This window comes from Halpernia sp. GG3 (assembly GCF_052976925.2).
Genome location: NZ_JBRIIR020000006.1, coordinates 57,590 through 79,523, shown reverse-complemented (window position 1 = coordinate 79,523; position 21,934 = coordinate 57,590). Strand labels below are relative to the sequence as shown.

The window sequence follows — 21,934 nt, the reverse complement described above, 5'->3', positions numbered from 1 at the left end:
TGTCGGTTGATGGATTATTTGAGATAATATTTTAAAAAAAAGTATATATCACTAATCAAAAAACAGTTTTCAAAAAAGTAATTTTTCTGCAGCCCGACTTGAGTGGAAATCCTTTTTTTTGCATTTGAAAAAAAAGATTGGGAACGGAAGGCGGAGTTGTCTGCCCAAAAAAAAGAAAAATATATGAATCAGGGGGGAAATACAAACTGGAAAAAACTTTATATTTCACTTTTGGTGTTTATATTTTTGTTGATTGTTGCAATGCTCGTCTTTCAAAATCACTATAAATGAAGGGTTTAGATTGGGTAGTTTTAGTTTTCGTGCTCCTTTTTATTGTCATATACGGCATTTATAAATCGAGAAAAGTAAAAACTTCAACATCTTTTTTAGGTGGCAAAACCAATCCTTGGTGGATGGTGGGTTTGGGAATTATGGCCACACAAGCCAGCGCCATTACTTTTTTATCTACGCCTGGACAAGCCTTTAATGACGGTTTGGGATTTGTTCAGTTTTATTTTGGTTTGCCGATCGCAATGGTAATATTGTGCGTCTGGGTACTTCCGAAGTTTTTCAAAATGAACGTTTTAACAGCTTACGAGTATTTAGAAAATAGATTCGGTCTTTCTACCAGAATTTTAACGGCCATTTTATTTTTAATACAAAGAGGTTTGGCAGCGGGAATTACCATTTTCGCACCGGCCATAATTTTATCTACCATTTTAGGCTGGAATTTAATTTTCACCAATATTTTGATTGGCGGTTTGGTGACCATTTATACTTTGGTTGGCGGCACGGAAGCTGTAAGTCAAACGCAGAAACAGCAGATGATCGTGATTTTTATCGGCATGTTTCTCGCATTTTTTCTGATTTTGCAAAAATTACCTTTAGATTTAAATGATGCGCTACTTTATTCAGGTTCTATGGGGAAAATCAATCCCGTTAATTTTGAATTTAATCTGCATAGCCGGTACAATATCTGGTCTGCATTTCTAGGTGGTACATTTCTGTTTTTGAGTTATTTTGGGACAGATCAAAGTCAGGTTCAAAGATATTTAACAGGGAAAAGTTTAAAAGAAGCAAGATTGGGTTTGCTTTTCAATGGCTTACTTAAAATTCCAATGCAGTTCTTTATTCTGTTTATTGGCGTGATGGTTTTCGTCTTTTTTCAGTTTGAAAAAACACCGTTAAATTTCAACCCTTTATCTAAAAAACTTCAAAATAACACCGAATACCAAAAATTAAACGCTGACTTTAACAAAAATTTTGAGCAGAAAAAAGAGAAAATTGCGGAATGGAAAAATGGCCATTCGGAAATAGTAATGGCGGAGCTGAAAACGCTTCAGGCGAAAGAAGTGCTTATTAGAAGTGATGCAAAAAAAATTATTGACAAAAAGGCGCCGGAAATCGAGTCTAATGATAAAGATTATATTTTTATTTATTACATTTTAAATTATTTGCCGACCGGAATTGTAGGTTTACTGATCGCCGTTATACTATCTGCGGCGATGAGTTCTACATCCTCTGAACTCAATTCTTTGGCAACAACAACCGTTGTAGATATTTACAAAAGAAACTTCGCACCCGATATTTCGGATAAGAAATACTTAAATGCTTCCAGGCTTTTCACTTTAATGTGGGGAATAGTAGCCGTTTTTTTTGCTATAAATGCGAGTTTGTTTGAAAATTTAATTCAGGCGGTGAATATTATTGGTTCATTATTTTACGGAACAATTCTGGGCGTTTTTGCCATTGCATTTCTCTTTCCAAAAATTGGCGGAAAAGCGACCATGAGGAGTATTTTAATTGTGGAGCCTGTGATTATTTTGCTTTACTTTTTAGACTTTAAAGGATTTATTAACCTGGAATTTTTATGGTTGAATCCAATTGGCTGTTTGTTGATGATTTTAGTGGCGAGTTTATTACAAAAACTTTTAAAAGATGACAAACTGCGAACGCTTTAGATTTTTAAAATAAATAACTCTAATGACTTGTTTTATTCCTAATTTAGATACATAAATTATAAGACTCACTTTTAAAATATAAAAATAATTCATACCATGAAAAAACTAATTTTTCTCTTCTTATTTTTCTTAATTGGATCACAATTTGGCTTTGCCCAAAATTACCCAAGCAGCTACACCGACGGAAAATATGTCGAAGTAAATGGCGCAAAACTTTATGTAGTAGAAGTTGGAAAAGGAGATCCAATGATCATCATTCCGGGCGGACCTGGTGGAAATCATCTTGGTTACCGTGCCTTCGATGCTTTAGCAAAAGACAATGAAATCATTTATTATGATGGATTCGGCAGAGGAAAAAGTGACACTGCAAAAGTGGTTACGGAATATACATTAGCTCGCGACATTGAAGACATCGAAGGTTTGAGAAAAGCGCTTCATCTTAATAAAATTAATGTTTTAGGACATTCCTACGGTGGATTAGTTGCGCAAGGTTATGCAATAAAATATCCCGAAAATGTAAATCATCTGATTCTTGCAGACACTTTTCACAGTTATTTAATGTGGCAGAAAAATGATGACAATTCTAACCACGAAATTAAAACCAATTACCCGGAAGTTTGGAGTGAGTTAATGGCGATCCGAGAAAAAGGTGCCGTTTCAAGTGATCCGGAACACCAAAAAATTTACGGCAAAGTGCCTTACGGATTTCTTTACGCTTATAATCCTGATAATTTTTTGTCACATAACGCAAAACCCTACCCAAATCCATTCAACTCGAAACTCTATTATCAAATGGTGGGAAGAGATGGCGATTTTATCGTGGGAAGTGATATTGGAACTTTTGATTTTCGCAAAGAACTGAAAAATTTAAAAATGCCCGTTTTAATTTATGGTGGTAGATATGATCACGTTGCAGTTCCTGAAATGATGGTGAAATATAAAGACTATTGTCCGCAGGCAAAATTTGTGATGTTTGAAAAATCTGGGCATAATCCGCAAGTGGAAGAACCGGCGAAATTATTTCCGATTATTGAGGGGTTTTTGCATTAGAGAGTTTTTTAATCATTCGCATAAAATTTAACCAATCCTGCTACTTTAAATTGTTGGTTTTAGCCATCGCATTTCTCTTTCCAAAAATTGGTGGAAAGGCGACGATGTGGAGAATTTTAATTGTAGAACCAATTAATATTTTACTTTACTTATTAGATTTTAAAGGAATTATCAAACTGTAATTTTTGTGGCTTAATCCGATCGGGTGTTTGTTGATGATTGGGGTTGCGAGTTTGTTGGAGAGAATGATGCAAAAATTATTTAAAGGGAAAAAATTAAATTAGTATATTAACGCTCAAATTTTTCTTAATTCAATACTAAGAATCTAAAATAGAAAAAATATAATTCAATATGAAAATAAAAATAACTTTATTTGATTTTTACTTCTCTGGATCATACATTATTTTGAAATTTTTTAGTTTAAAAACAAAGTTTTCGTTTCAGTTTTGAACTTAAAATAAATAATATTATGGCTATCGAAAGAAGAAATTGGACGAGAGAAGAATTGATTGTTGCATTCAATTTGTACTGCAAGATACCATTTAGCAAAATTAATTACAAGCATCAACTTATAATTGAATTGGCAAATGCTATTGGAAGAACACCTTCCGCAATAGCATGGAAATTAGCAAACTTTGCAAGTTTAGATCCAACTTTAAAAGAAAGGAATATTAAAGGTGCTTCCAACACAGGAAAATTAGACAAAATAATTTTTGAAGAATTTTATCAAGATTGGAACAATCTTGCTTATGAAAGTGAATTAAAAATATCAAAATTATTAAATAAAACGATTGAAATAGAGGAAGACATAGACTTTGAAATTAAAGAAGGTAAGGTCCGAGAGTCAATAGTAAAAGTTCGGGTAAATCAATCTTTTTTTAGAAGTACAGTTTTGGCCTCGTACGAAAATAAATGTTGTATTACCGGTATTTCTATTTCTGATTTTTTAATTGCAAGTCATATTGTACCTTGGTCTAAAGACGAAAGGAATAGATTAAATCCTGAAAATGGCTTATGCTTAAATTCTATGCATGATAAAGCGTTTGACAAAGGTTTCATTACTATTGATTTTGATTACAAGATAAAAACATCAAAATATTTCAATGATTATAATAATGAAAAAAATATTAAAAAATTTTTTCTAGACTTTGATAATAAAGTGATTGAATTACCAAAAAGATTTTTACCTAATAGAGAATTTTTAGAATATCATCATGAAAATATTTTTAAGAAATGAAAAATAAAGTAAAATTACCATTATATGCCATATTTAGAAAAAATAAACATATTAGTAATAGGAGAGGTAAGTCAGAATCCGATGCAATTAAAAGGTTTTTAATAGACGCAGATCTGGGAGAATTCACAGAAGACACTGAATTAATAAGTCTTTTTTCTGCTTCTAAAGCAAAAATTGGAGTTCATTTTTATTACAGTCATTTAGATCACGATATCTTTGGACAGAAATATCTAGATTCATTAAACTTGAATTTATAATGAACTCATTATTGCATACTCAGTCAATACAAAAGCAGTTTTCACTATTTACAACCATCTCTATACACTCGAAATTATGAAAGAAATTATACGAGGGAAGAAACTCTTTAAATTATAACGATATATTATTAGAAATTTTTGATGAAGAAATTGGAAATAAGGATATATTAGCAAACTCAATCAAGTCATATTCACCGATTATTACTGTAGAAAATGGGAATGTAAGTTTAATTGTAGGTAAAACTTATGATGAATTAATTCCCTACATTAACGTTGACATAAATATAAACAGAAATAATAAGGAATATTTCTTTGACTTATTCTCTATTCCAAATATTCTAGAAAACAACCTGTACAAATTAGTTCAAGACATAAATCAACAAGAAATCGAATTAATAAATCAAGTTCAAGATCTTCCAAATCTAACACAAACGGAAAAAAATCAAATTGTAGCCGCACGAATTGGACAGGGATATTTTAGAAGAACTTTGATTTTAGAATGTGGATTTTGTCCAATCACACAAGTAGATGAAACCCCACTTTTAATTGCAAGTCACATTAAACCGTGGAAAGTTTCTGACAATATTGAACGTATAAACCCAAAAAATGGTATTTTATTAACTCCAACATATGACAAACTATTTGACAGAGGTTATATTTCTTTCACTGATGACAAAAGATTGTTAGTTTCAACAATACTTTCAAAAGAAAATAGGCAAAAACTAAATTTAATAAATGACACCTTATATCCTTCACTACCGATAGATGGACGGCAGCAATTTTTAAATTTCCATCGAAACGAAATTTATAAGGGATAAAAACTAATGCCAAATTTTTGAAACTGATTTTAGCAGAGAAAATGGAACGATTTATCAGAGGCTTAGTTTTATAAATGCGATTGTTCAAAATAAAAATTTTGAGGAAGTCGTTCAAAAAATAATTACCAATCCAAAAACCAATTGGAATACTGAGGACGAAATTGCGGGTATAAGAAAGATAACGGTGAAATTCTTAAAGAACCAATGCCAAAGTACTTTGACATAAAAAAATCTATTAAATTAATTCCCGACGATGCTTTCGTTTTAGTTGGATATTCTAAAACTGAAAAAAGATTCAAATGCTATGATGATCGAGGAAAATATATCTTCCGAATGGATGGAGCGAAAGGTTCTGTAGAGTTAGATAATGAAGTTGTAAATGCGAAGTATTTATTGTTACGAAGAAATGGTAAAGAAACCGCTTCGGATTTATATCGAATAAAAAGCAAAGGACCAAAAGTTTATTCCACTGCTTATTTAGATTCTTTAAATTATCCTAAATCTGATAATCCAAAAGATTATTACTTGTCTATTGAAATTGAAAAATTAGATGCGAAGGATTTTATTAATACTAGTTTTAATTTCAAGGAATTAGAAGAATATAAAAAGGTAACGTCGATTGAAAGAAATCCAAGAATTAATGTAGGTATGCCTTTTACAGTTACTCTTACTGAATTACTACGAAAAAAAACTATAGATTTTTAAAAATATTTGTATAAATAACGACCTAGTTTTTGCCAAAAACAATATTGCTTGATAACTTTGCTTTAACCTTTTCCCAAAACATAGAAGGGATTATCAAAGAATAATATATTAGAGGACATTAAACTGATTATTATTTTAATAAGCTTTTACAATTATCTTCAAACCTAAAGCATTAAAATTCCTCAATATTTTCAACATTATTTTTATCTTCTAACTTGTTTCTCGTCCAATAATAATAAAATGGCAAGCCTGAGAAAATAAACCCAATTCCTACTAAAGATTTTATGGGAGATTCAATAAGGGAAATAATTAATAAGATGATACAAAAAATGACAAAAACAATTGGAACGATAGGATAACCGGGCGTTTTATAACGACGGACAAGATGGGGTTCTTTTATCCGAAGTATCACCACACCCAGAACTATCATCCCAAAGAAAATGAATCCGGTGATAATCAGCAGATCAGTAAGTGTATCAAAAGAACCAGAAAAAATTAAAATACAAGCCCAAATACACTGGTATTTTAAAGCAAAATAAGGTGTTTTATTGGTAGTATGGATTAGCGCGGCGCGTTTAAAGAATAATCTCTTTTTTGCCATGGCATAATATATTCGGGATGAGACTAGAATTGTGGCATTGGTACAGCCCAAAGTTGAGATCAAGATCATACCGCTGATAATATAGGTTCCGCCACTACCGAATAGTTTATCTGTTACAACTACGGCTGCAATACTGTTTTCATTTTGACTCAACAAAGAAAGCATCTCGTCTATAGGCATAATGTATAAATAGGCCATATTGATCAGGAGATACGTTAAAATAACCAACGAAATACCGATAGTAAGTGCTCTTGGTAAATTCTTAGTGGGATTTTTTATCTCTTCACCTATAAATCCTAAGGCAATCCAGCCCTCATAACCCCAAAAAGCATTACGCATCGCGAGAACCATTGCCATAAATAAACCAACTGCCGTAAAACCGGAAGATGGATAGTTGGTAGAAACAGTTTCAAAGGTTTTCATACTTCCCTGAGATCCGCCAAAAGAAGCAACAATGATGAGCAGTATCGACGTTACAATCAGGAGTGTAAATATTAAGCTTAATTTACCGCTACTTTTTGCACCTTTTATATTAATTAAAGTCAATGTAATGATAAGCATACAGGCTACTACTTTAGCACCAAAATTAGAAAAAGGTTGCAATCCAATAAACTGAAATGACTGGAAATTTTCTGGGAGCTGCGGAAGAGTGACAAAAGTATTAAGTGCTCCAGCAAAAACGAACGCAATAGAAGATATGGCTGCAGTCTGTATCACAGCGAAGCAAGACCAGCCATAAAGGAATGCCATTGTTCTACCGTAGATTTTTTCTAGCCATCGAAATGGTCCCCCAGAATGAGGAAACATAACTGCCAACTCTGCAATACTTAGGACGCCGAATAAAACGATAATCCCCGCGAATAGCCACGCGAGCAAAACTAAATATGGAGCATGCAACAATTCACTCATTGGCGCTACTTTCTTAAACACCCCGGAGCCAATTATTGAACTCATCAGAATTATAATCGCCATCTTTAGGCCAAATGATTTAAGTAATGATGTTGGTTTTTTTTCTGATGGCATAATGGTTATTAAATAGTTGCAGCTTACGATCGCTTATAAATTTTGATCAATAATACAATTGAGATTTTAGAATGCGTAACTTATAAATATATATGAAGATTAAAAATACTTTTTAGCAAGCTGTGCTGACAATATACTTATTTTATTTTTAAACAAAAGTTGAAAAAGAAGCACTTTTCTTTGCTATCTAAATTTAAAAAAAATAAACTATAATTTCAATTAATAAGATTTCATTAATACGATTAAAAAAGCTTTAAATGGTGTTTGGTTTTTGGTCACAAAAAAGCCTCAATCTAGTAAAAGATTGAGGCTTTAAAAAAAACTGGCGGCGACCTACTCTCCCGCGTTAGCAGTACCATCGGCGCTAGAGGGCTTAACTTCTGTGTTCGGAATGGGAACAGGTGAGCCCCTCTGCTAAAACCACCCTAAAGGCTGTTAAAGTTGTACAATGTAAGATGTACAAAGTATATGGGTATTAATTAGACTGAAGATTGAAGAGCAAGGAGTCAAGACTTTAAAGTCTTGGTTCTTGGTTCTTTTATCTTGATTCTAATTAAAAAATCGATAAAAACGTTCACAAAGAGCAAACCAGTATTGCACTTTTAAGCAGCTTAAAGTATATTAAGCTATAAATCTACGGGTAATTAGTACTACTCGGCTATGACATTACTGCCTTTACACCTATAGCCTATCAACGTTGTCATCTCCAACGACCCTTAAAAGATGTCTCATCTTGAGGCAGGTTTCGCGCTTATATGCTTTCAGCGCTTATCCCTTACCAAACGTAGCTACTCTGCGATGCCACTTGGCAGTGACAACAGATACACTAGAGGTTTGTCCAATTCGGTCCTCTCGTACTAGAATCAGATCCTCTCAAATTTCTTGCGCCCACAGTAGATAGAGACCGAACTGTCTCACGACGTTCTGAACCCAGCTCGCGTGCCACTTTAATGGGCGAACAGCCCAACCCTTGGGACCTTCTCCAGCCCCAGGATGTGACGAGCCGACATCGAGGTGCCGAACCTCCCCGTCGATATGAGCTCTTGGGGGAGACTAGCCTGTTATCCCCGGAGTACCTTTTATCCTATGAGCGATGGCCCTTCCATACGGAACCACCGGATCACTATGCTCTACTTTCGTACCTGATCGACCTGTATGTCTCTCAGTCAAGCTCCCTTATGCCATTGCACTCTACGCACGGTTACCAAGCGTACTGAGGGAACCTTTAGAAGCCTCCGTTACTCTTTTGGAGGCGACCACCCCAGTCAAACTACCCACCAAGCAATGTCCCCCGTATTAGGGGGTTAGGCCTCAGATAAACAAAGGGTGGTATTTCAACAATGACTCCACAACGCCTAGCGACGCCGCTTCACAGTCTCCAACCTATCCTACACATCATTTATCCAAGGTCAATACTAAGCTATAGTAAAGGTGCACAGGGTCTTTTCGTCCCATTGCGGGTAATCGGCATCTTCACCGATACTACAATTTCACAGAGCTCATGGTTGAGACAGTGCCCAGATCGTTACACCATTCGTGCAGGTCGGAACTTACCCGACAAGGAATTTCGCTACCTTAGGACCGTTATAGTTACGGCCGCCGTTTACTGGGGCTTCAGTTCAATGCTTCTCCGGATAGATCCCTAAGCATCTCCTCTTAACCTTCCAGCACCGGGCAGGTGTCAGGCCCTATACTTCATCTTACGATTTAGCAGAGCCCTGTGTTTTTGATAAACAGTCGCCTGGACCTCTTCACTGCGGCCCAGCATTGCTGATGGGGCGACCCTTCTCCCGAAGTTACGGGTCTATTTTGCCTAATTCCTTAGCCATGATTCTCTCGAGCACCTTAGGATTCTCTCCTCGACTACCTGTGTCGGTTTGCGGTACGGGTACTTCTTACCTGAAGTTTAGAGGTTTTTCTTGGAAGCCCTTAGGCGCACTATCTCTTTGTCCGAAGACTCCGAGTACTATCGTATTTCCCCAAGCCGCGTAGGATCTTGACTGCGCAGCTTATAGGTAGGTACTTCAACGAACTATTCCGTCAGTTCGCGGCGCTTTCATCACTCCGTCACCCCATCACAGTAATGAGCTAGTACGGGAATATTAACCCGTTGTCCATCGACTGTCCCTTTCGGGTTCGCCTTAGGTCCCGACTAACCCACAGCTGATTAGCATAGCTGTGGAAACCTTAGTCTTTCGGTGTGCGGGTTTCTCGCCCGCATTATCGTTACTTATGCCTACATTTTCTTTTCTAACCAGCTCCAGCATACCTTACGATGCACCTTCTGCGCTGTTAGAATGCTCCCCTACCAGTTAACTCAAACTTCTAAATCCATAGCTTCGGTAATATACTTATGCCCGATTATTATCCATGCTCGTCCGCTCGACTAGTGAGCTGTTACGCACTCTTTAAATGAATGGCTGCTTCCAAGCCAACATCCTAGCTGTCAGGGCAGACAAACCTCGTTCTTTCAACTTAGTATATATTTGGGGACCTTAGCTGATGGTCTGGGTTCTTTCCCTCTCGGACTTGGACCTTAGCACCCAAGCCCTCACTGTTACGAAACATTATATAGCATTCGGAGTTTGTCAGGAATTGGTAGGCGGTGAAGCCCCCGCATCCAATCAGTAGCTCTACCTCTAATAAACTATATCGCAACGCTGCACCTAAATGCATTTCGGGGAGTACGAGCTATCTCCCAGTTTGATTGGCCTTTCACCCCTACCCACAAGTCATCCGAAGACTTTTCAACGTCAACCGGTTCGGTCCTCCACTTTGTGTTACCAAAGCTTCAACCTGCCCATGGGTAGATCACAAGGTTTCGCGTCTAATCCTACTGACTAAAGCGCCCTATTCAGACTCGCTTTCGCTACGGATCCGTGGCTTAACCACTTATGCTTGCCAGCAACGTTAACTCGTAGGCTCATTATGCAAAAGGCACGCCGTCACCCCACGAGAGGGCTCCGACCGCTTGTAAGCGTATGGTTTCAGGATCTATTTCACTCCGTTATTCACGGTTCTTTTCACCTTTCCCTCACGGTACTGGTTCACTATCGGTCTCTCAGGAGTATTTAGCCTTGGCGGATGGTCCCGCCAAATTCAGACAGGATTTCTCGTGTCCCGCCCTACTCAGGATACCACTTATCGTTATCTTCTATTACTTATACAGGGCTATCACCTTCTTTGGCTTTACTTTCCAGAAAATTCTAATTCTATCCGCAACAAATGTCGTGGTCCTACAACCCCAATATTGCCGTAACAACATTGGTTTGGGCTAATCCGCGTTCGCTCGCCACTACTTACGGAATCACTTTTGTTTTCTTCTCCTCCGGCTACTTAGATGTTTCAGTTCAGCGGGTTTGCTCTCTAAATAATCGAGTGTACTATGTCTTCAACATAGCCGGGTTGCCCCATTCAGGATATTTACGGATCATATTCGTGTGTGCCGATCCCCGTAGCTTTTCGCAGCTTACCACGTCCTTCTTCGCCTCTGAAAGCCTAGGCATCCGCCATACGCCCTTAACGATTTCTTTCCTAATATTTTTATTTTCTTAAAGCACTTAAAAGTGCTTTGGTTTTCTCTTTGTGATGTCTTTATCGTTATTGTCAATGATCTTTTAGTTTAAAAGTCATCTAAGACGCAGTGTTTCTTTTGCTACCGCAACTTTAAAATAGATTCCTAAATAGTGAAAAATAATGGTACGAACCTTTCTACTTATAAATTATTAGCCTTTTGGCCCGTAATTCTTAATTCTCAATATGTCAATGCTAATCTTCGTCTATGTAATGGATATTTTTAAATATCTTCTTCGCTGTTACTTTTCGTAACTATTTTTTTGTCTTTATTCTATTACTTTCGTAATTGTGGAGAATATCGGAGTCGAACCGATGACCTCCTGCGTGCAAGGCAGGCGCTCTAGCCAGCTGAGCTAATCCCCCAATCTAATTATGAATTGTGAATTATGAATTATAAAATACTTAATAACTCTCAACTCTAGAATTTCTTCTTTTCTTTAAGTCTAAAATAGTTGTCTCGGACAGACTCGAACTGTCGACCCCTACATTATCAGTGTAGCACTCTAACCAGCTGAGCTACGAGACAGTCTTATTCTTAAATGGTATTCATTTGAATTAACAGCAAGAGTAATAAAATTGTCTTGAACTTGGCCTTTCCTACTCGAACTTTCGTCTTCTTTCCCTAGCGTTTATTTTATAAAATACAACCGAAGTAAAAAAAATAAAGCGACTAAACTTTTTTGTTAAAATGTTTGACTATTTAAAGTACTTTTTGTATACTCATCCTAACACTAAGGCTCTAGAAAGGAGGTGTTCCAGCCGCACCTTCCGGTACGGCTACCTTGTTACGACTTAGCCCTAGTTACCAGTTTTACCCTAGGCAGCTCCTTGCGGTCACCGACTTCAGGCACCCCCAGCTTCCATGGCTTGACGGGCGGTGTGTACAAGGCCCGGGAACGTATTCACCGGATCATGGCTGATATCCGATTACTAGCGATTCCAGCTTCACGGAGTCGAGTTGCAGACTCCGATCCGAACTGTGACCGGTTTTGTAGATTCGCTCCTGGTCACCCAGTGGCTGCTCTCTGTACCGGCCATTGTAGCACGTGTGTAGCCCAAGGCGTAAGGGCCGTGATGATTTGACGTCATCCCCACCTTCCTCTCAGTTTGCACTGGCAGTCTCGTTAGAGTTCCCGACATGACTCGCTGGCAACTAACAACAGGGGTTGCGCTCGTTGTAGGACTTAACCTAACACCTCACGGCACGAGCTGACGACAACCATGCAGCACCTTGAAAATTGTCTTGCGAAAGGTCTATTTCTAAACCGGTCAATTCCCATTTAAGCCTTGGTAAGGTTCCTCGCGTATCATCGAATTAAACCACATAATCCACCGCTTGTGCGGGCCCCCGTCAATTCCTTTGAGTTTCATTCTTGCGAACGTACTCCCCAGGTGGGATACTTATCACTTTCGCTTGGCCACTGAGATTGCTCCCAACAGCTAGTATCCATCGTTTACGGCGTGGACTACCAGGGTATCTAATCCTGTTCGCTACCCACGCTTTCGTCCATCAGCGTCAGTCGCATTAGTAGTAACCTGCCTTCGCAATTGGTATTCCATGTAATATCTAAGCATTTCACCGCTACACTACATATTCTAGTTACTTCATAATAATTCAAGATCTAGCAGTATCAATGGCCGTTCCACCGTTGAGCGATGGGCTTTCACCACTGACTTACTAGGCCGCCTACGGACCCTTTAAACCCAATGATTCCGGATAACGCTTGGATCCTCCGTATTACCGCGGCTGCTGGCACGGAGTTAGCCGATCCTTATTCTCACAGTACCGTCAAGCTAGATACACGTAGCTAGTGTTTATTCCTGTGTAAAAGCAGTTTACAATCCATAGGACCGTCATCCTGCACGCGGCATGGCTGGATCAGGCTTGCGCCCATTGTCCAATATTCCTCACTGCTGCCTCCCGTAGGAGTCTGGTCCGTGTCTCAGTACCAGTGTGGGGGATCTCCCTCTCAGGACCCCTAACCATCGTTGACTTGGTAAGCCGTTACCTTACCAACTAGCTAATGGGACGCGTGCTCATCTTTCACCGTTGTGACTTTAAATATTAAATTGATGCCATTCAATATACTATGAGGTATTAATCCAAATTTCTCTGGGCTATCCCTCTGTGAAAGGTAGATTGCATACGCGTTACGCACCCGTGCGCCGGTCTCTAGAATCCGAAGATTCTATACCGCTCGGCTTGCATGTGTTAGGCCTCCCGCTAGCGTTCATCCTGAGCCAGGATCAAACTCTCCATTGTATGTTTGTCCACCCTAACTCAAAGTTTATTAATTGACGCTTTAGTCTTTTTCTTACTTGGTTGTTATTTGTATTTTCAATGATCTGTTTCGCTCTTCGCCTCCTCGTATGAACTTCTGTCGTTGTTCTTAATCACGATTTGCGAGTGCAAAAGTATAAAGTTTATTTTAATCTCACAACTATTTTTGAAATAAATTTCTGAATAATTTTTCTGACTATATTATCGCTTCATCTTCGCTTCAATATCTTTCGATTTTGGTTTGCAAAAGTATAACTTAATTTCGAACTTAACAACTCTTTCTAAATAAATTTATAAAAAAATTTTTGCCCTTATTAATGCCTCTTCTTCGCCCCCTCTTCTTTCGATTTGAGAGTGCAAAAATACACCATCTTCTAACACCTCACAACTATTAATTATCCCTGCACACAAATTAAATCCTAAACACCTGTCAATCACCTCTAAAAATCTTCGCGTTCCTATCTCAGTTTTAAATTTAAACCCAACACCACTATCCAAACAGCAACATCAACAAAAAAAAACCCAACATAAAAAATAAATCTCTATTATTTATATTGCTAAAATAAATCGCGACCTTTACTTAACTAGGGTGTAAATTATAGATAAAAAATCACCATAAGATTTTTCCAATTTTAAAATATCTCCTGTTTTAATATTTATTCCCGCTTTTCCGTAAGAATTAGAATTTACTTTGAACGACGAAATTTGAAAATATTGGCCGTTTTCATATTTATCTGAAATAACTTTAACAGATGAACCCAAAAATTTCCGTGTAGAAATTGTGTAAATCTCCCCCGGCAAAAGTTTTTTTAAATTATATGATCTAACGGGCAATTCTATAACTTTATCATTGATACTGATTTTTTGCATTTTGGGTGCGGAAGAAATGACGTAAAGTAAATTGCTGTGATCAGGAAAATCGTCTCTCTTGACCTCATATAAATTTAATAAGTAATGCGTAGGGTTAAGTTTTTCTAAGATGCCGTCAATAGAATTAAAAGGTTTGTAGGAAAAAGCGTTTGCACCGATAGATTTTGCCTTCTTATATATTAAATCAAATACTTCGGTATCATTTCCTGAAAAGCCCTGAACTTCAATTTCTCCCAAATATTGAGATTTGACTGAGTCAGGATTAATTTTATAGAGAAATTTATCTGTGTTTTTTCCGGTCGCTTCCACTTTATTCAATAGAACGTTTTGCGCAAAAGAAATATTAATTAAAAAAAGTGCAAAACCCGTAATCAAATTTTTCATTGCGTTGTATAATTTTTAATAGAATTCTTAAGGCTGTTTTCCCAATGTTGTAATTCTACATTATAAGTTTTTTCAATTTTGTCTAAACACATTGTACTTCGAGCTGGTCTTTTTGCAGGTGTAGGAAAATCTGCTGTTGTAATTGGATTCAACTTTATTTTATTACCGGATAAATCTGCTATTTTCTGGGCAAAATGAAACCAGGTTGTTTCCGGATAATTAGAAAAATGAAAAATACCGGGCACCAATTTTTCTGATTTAATTATTTTCATAACTGCTTCCGCCAAATCATTGGCATTAGTCGGTTGACCAAATTGATCGTTTACAATATTCATTTCATCTTTTTGCGAAAATAAATTTAACATGGTCTTCATAAAGTTTTTATTAAACTCTGAGTAAAGCCACGAGGTTCTAATAACAACTGTATTTGCGTTTTCTTCTAAAGCAGCAATTTCCCCATCTCTTTTAGATTCACCATAAATACTTTCTGGATTTGTAAAATCCTCTTCATCATAACAGAGATTCGTTTTTCCATCAAAAACGTAATCTGTAGAAATCTGGATCAAGACTGAATTATTTTCTGCACAAGCTTTAGCCAAATAAGAAACGGCGACGCTATTAATTTCAAAGGCTTTTTCTTTTTCAGTTTCTGCTAAATCCACTGCGGTGTAAGCAGCAGCATTGACACAAAAATCCGGTTTAAAGTTGTAAAAGAAATCTTTAACCTGATTTTCATCCGTAATATCTAAACTATCATAGTCTTTAAAAAGAAACTCAAACTCGGGGAAACTAGCTGATAGTTTTTGAAAACATTGTCCCAATTGACCATTTCCACCTGTTATTAATATTTTTTTCATATAATTTGTAATAATGTTACCTTTTCTTGGTATTAATTTAATTTTGTTCTACGTGTTTTAATAATGAAAATCCTCTGCAGCCCGACTTGAGCGGAAATCCTTTTTACGAGGAGGAACGACGAGTAAAAAGATTGAGAGCGGAAGGCGGAAATAGCTGCCCAAAAAATCTAAATTACTATTTTTCTAAAGTTGCTTATTCTGTTTCCTAAAATACTTTACTCTACCTGCAAAATCGGATTCCTCAATATTCACCTTAAATTTAAGAAATAATTCCTTTACTTCTTGTGGCTGCACATCAGATTTCCGGGTTTTCATATTAAAATAAATGACTTGAACCCACAATACCGCGTGGATGATTTTTTCGTCTTCACTTTTCATAAGAATTTCTATAGTTGAAGTTCTGTCAGAAATAAATACCGTTTTACTACTAATAACCACCTTTTGATTGTAGCGCACTTCTTTTAAATACGCTATCTCGTTCTGAACAGTAATCCAGGTGCAACCTGTTTTTTTAGTCCAGGCTTCGTAGGTAAAGCCATAAAAATCTTCTACGTGATCTTCCCTAGCGTTAAACATATATTCCAGATATTTAACATTATTGAGATGACCGATTGGGTCGCAATCACTAAAACGAATCTTTACTTTTGTTGATATTTCTGTTTCCATTAATGCAAAAATACGATTGATTATGTAAAATAACTTATACAAAACAAAAAAAACCACTTCAAAAGAAGTGGTTTTGTTTTTAAGAACTGATTTCGTTTAAAGTCCCAATTCTTTTTTAACTAATGCAGTTGCATCTGGACCAGATTTATAAATCAAACTTGGGTTGTTACCATCAAAGATGAAGTCATAACCGTTAGCTTTAGCAACTTTTGAAACTGCAGCGTTGAATTTATCTTCAATTGGTGCGAATGCCGCACTTGTTTTCTCCTGCACATCTTTTTGAGCTGCTGCAGATTTATCCTGTAACTCAGCCTGCATTTTCTGTAATTCTGCCTCACGGGTTTTGTTCACTTCAGCAGTTTGCTTCGGTGCTTCTTCCTGATATTTTTGAAATGTAGCTTGTGATGCTTGGCCAGCTTTCAAAATTTCGGCTTGTTTTGCTTTTGAATAAGCATCTAACTGCTCATCAGCTTTTTTCTTTTCGGGCATCATATTTAAAATACCTGCTACATCTAAAGAAGCAACTTTCTGGGCTTTTACACCTACACTTAAAAGCATCACTACGGCTGCAAATAATACACTTAATTTTTTCATAATCTAACTATAATAATTTTAAAATTGTTTATTGGTTTATTTCCTGTTTTTGTTTATCGAGTGTTTTTTTATTTTGGAAAGAATTCATTGTTTTTTTTGATTGAACGCTTTCATTTTTTTTAGATTGGTTACCGCTTGAGTTTGGTTGATTTTGGTTTTTCAGTAGCAAATCTAAAACTTTATCTGTATAATCGTACTTTTTTTCTAAATAAATTACGCTGATGTTGTTACTTTTATCAAGAACTATACCCAAGCTATTTTTATCAGAGACGGTTTTTATGGCGTTCCATATCTGATCCTGAAAGGGTTTCGTAAGGTTTGAGCGGGAACTGTTGATCTCTCCCAAATTACCAAATCTTGAATTAAGTACATTTTTTATTTTTTTTCCTAAATCATCTATTTCCTTTTGTCTTTGCTTTAATTGCTCTCCAACCAAGAGCACTTTTTCATTTTCAAAAGCTGCATTTTTTTTGTCAAAATCAGTTTGCATACTCTGAATTTCATTTTGCCAAGAGGAAATCTGAGCATTTAAGCGAGATTCAGCTTCTTTATATTGCGGTAATTTTTCTAAAATGTAATTGGTATCTACCACACCGATTTTTTGAGCGCTGGCAAATGTATTAATAATTAAAAAAAAGACTGCAAAATATTTCATACCCTTTACTATTATAGTTGTTAAATATAATTACAAACTTTGATTTAACAAGAAGTGCGTTTTCCAACCAGCTGGATCATTGTTACCAATTGACTTATCAAAACCATAAGCGAAGTCAAAACCGATTAAACCAAAGGCCCCCATATAAACCCTGATGCCAATCCCAGCAGATCTTTTTAACTGGAAAGGATTATAGTTGTCAAAACTATTCCAGGCGTTTCCACCCTCTGCAAAAGTTAGTGCATATATTTTAGCAGTTTGATTCATTGAAATCGGGTAACGCAGTTCTAAATTGAAACGGTTATAGATTGTCGCACCGCCGTATGGTGTAATATCATTTGTTTGACCACCAGTAGAAGTAGCATTTTCATAACCACGCAACGGCACTAATTCTCTACCGTCATAATTACCACCAACCTGGCCAACACCACCAACGTAGAATCTCTCAAAAGGTGGTGGTCCTAGCTGTCTGTTATAACCATCTAAGAAGCCCATTTCCGCAGAACTTCTTAAAACTAATTTACCAATAAGCGTGTTATAAATGTCGGCTTTAAGTTTTACTTTATAAAATTCTAACAATTTATATTTCTGACTTGGCGTCTCTGTAGAATAATCTTTTTTACTGAAAAGAGAGTAAGGCGGGGTAAATTTAACCGTTGCTTCTATATTAGAACCCTGTGTTGGGAAAATAGGATCAATACCCGCAGAATTTCTACTTAAACCAAGATTAAAGCTAAAATTATTAGCAGAACCAAATTGCTCTGTGGTAGTACCAAACTGGAATGGGTAGTTACTGAATGTATATTTTTGATATTGAATTCCTGTGTAAAGCGAGAAATAATCATCCGGCCACTGAAGAAGTCTGTTTAGACCAACACTAGCGGAGAAAATATTTAATTTCTGATCACTGCGAACCCCCGTACTTGCATTAGATACAGCACCATAATTTACAAAAGATTGATTGATACTTAGAGATAAAGCTGTTGGTTTTGTTCCAAATAGCCAAGGCTCCGTAAATGACAAACCATAATTTTGAAAATATTGTCCTGCCTGTGCCTGTACAGATAACGTCTGTCCATCACCTTGTGGAACAGGTTTAAAATCTTTAAATTTAAAGAAGTTCTTAAGTGAGAAATTATTAAATGTTAAACCTAAAGTTCCGATAAAAGAGTTCCCACCGTAACCAGCTTGAAGTTGAACTTGGGAGGAGCCTTTCTCAACTAACTTCCAATGTAAATCAACCGTATTATCTTCTTGATGCGGCTGTATATCCTGCCCTATCTGTTGTGGATCAAAGAATGTCATAGACGCCAGATCAAAGTAAGTTCTTTTTATATCGGATTTCGCAAATAAATTTCCTGGTTTTGTACGTAATGAACGCAGAATAACGTGATCATGCGTCGTAGTGTTTCCAGACCATGTTATACGGTTCCAAGTGGCTTTTTCGCCTTCATTGATTCTAATCTCTAGACTAATGGAATCTCCTTTCACAGTTTTCTCAATTGGCGTAATATTAGAAAAAAGGAAACCATTATTCATGTAAACGGATTTAATATCCGAATCATCTTCTTTACCTCCATCGGCACCTACTTTTTTATTAAAACCAACCGCGTCATAAATATCACCTTTCTTGTATCCCAATACTTTTTGTAAAAAATCTGTGGAGAAGGTAGTATTGCCAAGAAAAGAAATATCTCCAATGTAATATTTTTTACCTTCACTTAGTTTCACATCGATCTGATAATTATTCTTTTGATCCCGATAAACTGAATCTGAAACGATTTTTGCATCTCTAAAACCTAATGAATTATAATAATTGATCAAGTTTTCTTTGTCGCCAACGTATTTGCTTTCAATAAATTTCGAAGGTTTTAAAATTCCGCCGATGCTGAATCTTCTCTGTTTTGTATCTTTAAAAGCTTTTTTACGCAATTTATTACTGGAAACCACAGTATTTCCTTCAAATTCAATGTGGTCAATTTTAATTCTTTTGCCCTTATCTAAATTAATCGTCCAGTCAATAAGATTTGGATCTTTTGCATTAACCTTATCCTCAATTGTGATATTTGCATCTGCAAACCCTTTTTTAACGTAATCTTTTGGGATATTAGTTTTTAAAGTTGATATTAAATTTTGAGTGATTTTTGTGCCAGGTTTTAGATTATTGTCCTTCGCCAATTTTTCAGCTTTAGATTTACCAATGCCTTTCCCCGTGAATTTCACTTCACCAAGTTCTTTTAAATCCTGAAGATTAAATTTTAAAATGACACTTTCTCCCTCTATACTTTCCACATAAACTTCTACTTCAGAAAAATTATCTGTTTCCCAAAGTTTCTTTATGGCGTTACTAATTTTTTGTCCGGGAATGTCTACAGATTCGCCTTTAGTTAACCCCGTAAATCTTAATATTTGATCCGCAGAATACTTTTTAACACCATCTACGACAATACTTTTCAGGATGTAAGTTCCTGCAGACTTTTCTGTTTGCACTGCATCTGCCCCCTTCGTTGGCGGCGGCGTAACCTGACCATAAATTTGCAGCGACGCTACAAAAATGATAATTGATAAGAATTTAAACTTCATTGAATTTATCCTAAACATTTATTTTTATTTAATATCTATTTGTGCACTTGTCTTTCCGTACCTTCTTTCTTTTAACTGGTAATCTAAAATACACTGAAAAAAGTGTTCTTTCGTAAAATCTGGCCAGAGAACATCTAAAAACTGTAGTTCAGCATAAGCAATTTGCCAAAGTAAAAAATTACTGATTCTTACTTCACCGCTGGTTCTAATTAGTAAATCTACTGGTGGAAAATTTTTTGTGTAAAGATGATTTTCAAAACACTCTTCTGTAATATCTTCTACTTTTAATTTACCGTCTTTCACTTTCTGGCTGATTTCTTTTACAGCTTTCAGCATTTCTTTTTGGGAACCATAGCTTAGAGCCAATATAAGATTTCCATTTTTATTATCTTTAGTAATGTCAACAAGACTTAGTAACTGATCTTTTACTAAATCTGGCAATAAATTAATATCACCGATCACATGCATTCTTAAACCTTTATTGTGAATATCTTCAGCTTCTAGTAAAAGCGTTTCTGAGAGTAAACCCATCAAAGTGTTTACTTCTTTATTTGGTCGGTTCCAATTTTCTGACGAAAATGTATAAAGCGTAAGATATGGGATTTGAATCTCGTTACAAGCGTTTATAGCATTTCTCACAGCATCAATCGCATTTTTATGCCCAAAAGTACGCTCCTCACCACGGCTCTCTGCCCAACGTCCGTTTCCATCCATAATGATGGCAACATGCTGTGGAAGTTTATCGAGGGATATTTGATCTTTAGCTGACGACATAGTTTTATTGTTCACAATAACAAGGTTGTCTGCCGAAAGAATAAGATACACCAAGAGTGACACTGTTTACCCAATCTTTAGAATTAATATTTCCTATTTGTCTATTTTTAATGAAATCTGCTTCAACCATTTTTGTAGCTGCGAAATATGGATCGCTTTGCAGAAGAGATTTTTTACCACTTGAATCTAGAATATCTTTATTATAAGTCGCTTTAACATCTTTGTTGGAAATCATACTGTAATCTAGACCGTCTGAGAAAGTTGGACGAAACATAAATTCCCCGAAAACTGCCCAATTATAATTATACTTGTATTTTAAACCAACACCGAACGGAATGGACATAGTAAATGATTGTGATTTTGAGTAGGATTGGCTGTAAACAAAATCATTTGGAGGTCCCGGTGAAATTGCCTTCCCATTAGGATCTCTATTAAAATCAAAGTTAAACTGTGCCTGCGCAACATTGATAATCATTCCGCCTAAACCACCAAAAATGTAGGGACTCAAAAGGCTTTTTTGTTCGTCATTAACGGGGAATAAATTATACTCAAATAAAGCATCTACCTCGTATATAGAATTTGTTCCGCTTAAGTTTCGGTTTCGCCTGTAATTTTCCTTGGCTTCGGAATCTTTAAACTGTATATGACTGTAACCTACATTAAACCGCAATGTTTGGTATGGGTTAAAATTCATTCTATAAACTATACCCCCGTAGAACGGAATGCCATAAGTTGTAATATCATTTAAAATAGGTTTCTGCAATACATAGGACGTATTCCCAATATCGCCCACAAGATTACTTATGCCAAGTTGCATACCAATTTCATAGCGTTGGGCTTTTACAAAAAAACTCAGTAGCAGCGCTGCCATAATAGAAAAGAAAGATTTCAAATTCATTAAGTAAGTTTGACCTATTTTAATATTTCAAATTTAATTTTTGCAAATATAAAACAAATTAGTTTTAAGGAGCATCTTAATTTTTCGTTAAAAAACCCGAAATAAGTATAAATTTCTAATAATAAAACGAAAATTAAATCCTTT

General features: G+C 36.1%; 15 protein-coding genes, 2 tRNA genes and 3 rRNA genes. 6 read left to right on the top strand and 14 right to left on the bottom strand.

Translation table 11 applies throughout. The features are described from left to right. Nucleotides 1-287: 287 nt before the first annotated feature. The 6 genes from ACVBED_RS01330 to ACVBED_RS01305 all read left to right on the top strand — a co-directional run bounded on the left by ACVBED_RS01330 (nt 288) and on the right by ACVBED_RS01305 (nt 6,028). Complete coding sequence (locus ACVBED_RS01330) at nt 288-1,961, top strand: sodium:solute symporter family protein (protein ID WP_447120777.1); 1,674 nt, start codon at nt 288-290, stop codon at nt 1,959-1,961. A gap of 96 nt (nt 1,962-2,057) precedes the next feature. After that, nucleotides 2,058-3,011: an alpha/beta fold hydrolase gene (locus tag ACVBED_RS01325; protein WP_447120776.1), complete on the top strand. Its 954-nt coding sequence runs from the start codon at nt 2,058-2,060 to the stop codon at nt 3,009-3,011. A gap of 469 nt (nt 3,012-3,480) precedes the next feature. Further along, on the top strand, nt 3,481-4,248 hold the full coding sequence (locus ACVBED_RS01320) for an HNH endonuclease (RefSeq protein ID WP_447120775.1): 768 nt from the start codon (nt 3,481-3,483) through the stop codon (nt 4,246-4,248). After that, complete coding sequence (locus ACVBED_RS01315) at nt 4,245-4,505, top strand: hypothetical protein (RefSeq protein WP_447120774.1); 261 nt, start codon at nt 4,245-4,247, stop codon at nt 4,503-4,505. Before ACVBED_RS01320 ends, ACVBED_RS01315 begins: the two co-directional genes overlap by 4 nt. Before the next feature lie 488 nt (nt 4,506-4,993). Beyond that, a complete protein-coding gene (locus ACVBED_RS01310; protein WP_447120773.1) occupies nt 4,994-5,323 on the top strand; it encodes an HNH endonuclease in 330 nt (109 codons plus the stop codon). A 204-nt stretch (nt 5,324-5,527) separates the two neighbouring features. Next, nucleotides 5,528-6,028: a hypothetical protein gene (locus ACVBED_RS01305; protein ID WP_447120772.1), complete on the top strand. Its 501-nt coding sequence runs from the start codon at nt 5,528-5,530 to the stop codon at nt 6,026-6,028. A 172-nt stretch (nt 6,029-6,200) separates the two neighbouring features. Here the strand turns inward: ACVBED_RS01305 and ACVBED_RS01300 are convergent, their stop codons facing one another. The 14 genes from ACVBED_RS01300 to porG form a co-directional block, all read right to left on the bottom strand. Beyond that, nucleotides 6,201-7,652, bottom strand: coding sequence for an APC family permease (locus ACVBED_RS01300; RefSeq protein ID WP_473094380.1), 1,452 nt, complete (start codon nt 7,650-7,652; stop codon nt 6,201-6,203). A gap of 320 nt (nt 7,653-7,972) precedes the next feature. Then, nucleotides 7,973-8,080, bottom strand: a 5S ribosomal RNA gene (rrf, locus tag ACVBED_RS01295). 196 nt (nt 8,081-8,276) lie between these two features. Further along, nucleotides 8,277-11,185: ribosomal RNA gene (locus tag ACVBED_RS01290) — 23S ribosomal RNA — on the bottom strand. Between the two features lie 332 nt (nt 11,186-11,517). Beyond that, nucleotides 11,518-11,591: transfer RNA gene (locus tag ACVBED_RS01285), tRNA-Ala, on the bottom strand. A gap of 89 nt (nt 11,592-11,680) precedes the next feature. Continuing rightward, nucleotides 11,681-11,754: transfer RNA gene (locus ACVBED_RS01280), tRNA-Ile, on the bottom strand. Between the two features lie 217 nt (nt 11,755-11,971). Beyond that, nucleotides 11,972-13,491, bottom strand: a 16S ribosomal RNA gene (locus ACVBED_RS01275). The 16S, 23S and 5S rRNA genes sit together here with 2 tRNA genes alongside, the layout of an rRNA operon. 594 nt (nt 13,492-14,085) lie before the next feature. After that, nucleotides 14,086-14,763 (bottom strand): hypothetical protein, encoded by a 678-nt coding sequence (locus tag ACVBED_RS01270; RefSeq protein WP_447120770.1) that lies wholly within the window; start codon nt 14,761-14,763, stop codon nt 14,086-14,088. Next, entirely contained in the window at nt 14,760-15,620 is an 861-nt protein-coding gene (rfbD, locus tag ACVBED_RS01265; protein WP_473094379.1) for a dTDP-4-dehydrorhamnose reductase, read from the bottom strand. Before rfbD ends, ACVBED_RS01270 begins: the two co-directional genes overlap by 4 nt. Nucleotides 15,621-15,803: 183 nt before the next feature. Beyond that, the gene (locus ACVBED_RS01260) at nt 15,804-16,286 is read right to left on the bottom strand and encodes an acyl-CoA thioesterase (protein WP_447120769.1); all 483 of its coding nucleotides are present in this window, start codon (nt 16,284-16,286) and stop codon (nt 15,804-15,806) included. 96 nt (nt 16,287-16,382) lie between these two features. Beyond that, complete coding sequence (locus tag ACVBED_RS01255) at nt 16,383-16,880, bottom strand: OmpH/Skp family outer membrane protein (RefSeq protein ID WP_447120768.1); 498 nt, start codon at nt 16,878-16,880, stop codon at nt 16,383-16,385. 28 nt (nt 16,881-16,908) lie between these two features. Then, nucleotides 16,909-17,535: an OmpH/Skp family outer membrane protein gene (locus tag ACVBED_RS01250; RefSeq protein WP_447120767.1), complete on the bottom strand. Its 627-nt coding sequence runs from the start codon at nt 17,533-17,535 to the stop codon at nt 16,909-16,911. Nucleotides 17,536-17,565: 30 nt separating this feature from the next. Beyond that, nucleotides 17,566-20,118 (bottom strand): outer membrane protein assembly factor BamA, encoded by a 2,553-nt coding sequence (bamA, locus tag ACVBED_RS01245; RefSeq protein ID WP_473094378.1) that lies wholly within the window; start codon nt 20,116-20,118, stop codon nt 17,566-17,568. A gap of 24 nt (nt 20,119-20,142) precedes the next feature. Then, nucleotides 20,143-20,892, bottom strand: a complete 750-nt coding sequence (uppS, locus tag ACVBED_RS01240) for a polyprenyl diphosphate synthase (RefSeq protein WP_447120765.1) — start codon at nt 20,890-20,892, stop codon at nt 20,143-20,145. A 4-nt stretch (nt 20,893-20,896) separates the two neighbouring features. Beyond that, nucleotides 20,897-21,790: a type IX secretion system protein PorG gene (porG, locus tag ACVBED_RS01235; RefSeq protein ID WP_473094377.1), complete on the bottom strand. Its 894-nt coding sequence runs from the start codon at nt 21,788-21,790 to the stop codon at nt 20,897-20,899. Between the last annotated feature and the right edge of the window lie 144 nt (nt 21,791-21,934).

Bases quoted from the DNA above. Each gene is read 5' to 3' on its own strand.
- ACVBED_RS01270 (WP_447120770.1), bottom strand. From the start codon at position 14,763: ATGAAAAATTTGATTACGGGTTTTGCACTTTTTTTAATTAATATTTCT.
- porG (WP_473094377.1), bottom strand. From the start codon at position 21,790: ATGAATTTGAAATCTTTCTTTTCTATTATGGCAGCGCTGCTACTGAGT.
- ACVBED_RS01255 (WP_447120768.1), bottom strand. From the start codon at position 16,880: ATGAAAAAATTAAGTGTATTATTTGCAGCCGTAGTGATGCTTTTAAGT.
- ACVBED_RS01250 (WP_447120767.1), bottom strand. From the start codon at position 17,535: ATGAAATATTTTGCAGTCTTTTTTTTAATTATTAATACATTTGCCAGC.
- ACVBED_RS01325 (WP_447120776.1), top strand. From the start codon at position 2,058: ATGAAAAAACTAATTTTTCTCTTCTTATTTTTCTTAATTGGATCACAA.
- ACVBED_RS01305 (WP_447120772.1), top strand. From the start codon at position 5,528: ATGCCAAAGTACTTTGACATAAAAAAATCTATTAAATTAATTCCCGAC.
- ACVBED_RS01330 (WP_447120777.1), top strand. From the start codon at position 288: ATGAAGGGTTTAGATTGGGTAGTTTTAGTTTTCGTGCTCCTTTTTATT.
- ACVBED_RS01315 (WP_447120774.1), top strand. From the start codon at position 4,245: ATGAAAAATAAAGTAAAATTACCATTATATGCCATATTTAGAAAAAAT.
- uppS (WP_447120765.1), bottom strand. From the start codon at position 20,892: ATGTCGTCAGCTAAAGATCAAATATCCCTCGATAAACTTCCACAGCAT.
- ACVBED_RS01320 (WP_447120775.1), top strand. From the start codon at position 3,481: ATGGCTATCGAAAGAAGAAATTGGACGAGAGAAGAATTGATTGTTGCA.
- ACVBED_RS01260 (WP_447120769.1), bottom strand. From the start codon at position 16,286: ATGGAAACAGAAATATCAACAAAAGTAAAGATTCGTTTTAGTGATTGC.
- rfbD (WP_473094379.1), bottom strand. From the start codon at position 15,620: ATGAAAAAAATATTAATAACAGGTGGAAATGGTCAATTGGGACAATGT.
- bamA (WP_473094378.1), bottom strand. From the start codon at position 20,118: ATGAAGTTTAAATTCTTATCAATTATCATTTTTGTAGCGTCGCTGCAA.
- ACVBED_RS01300 (WP_473094380.1), bottom strand. From the start codon at position 7,652: ATGCCATCAGAAAAAAAACCAACATCATTACTTAAATCATTTGGCCTA.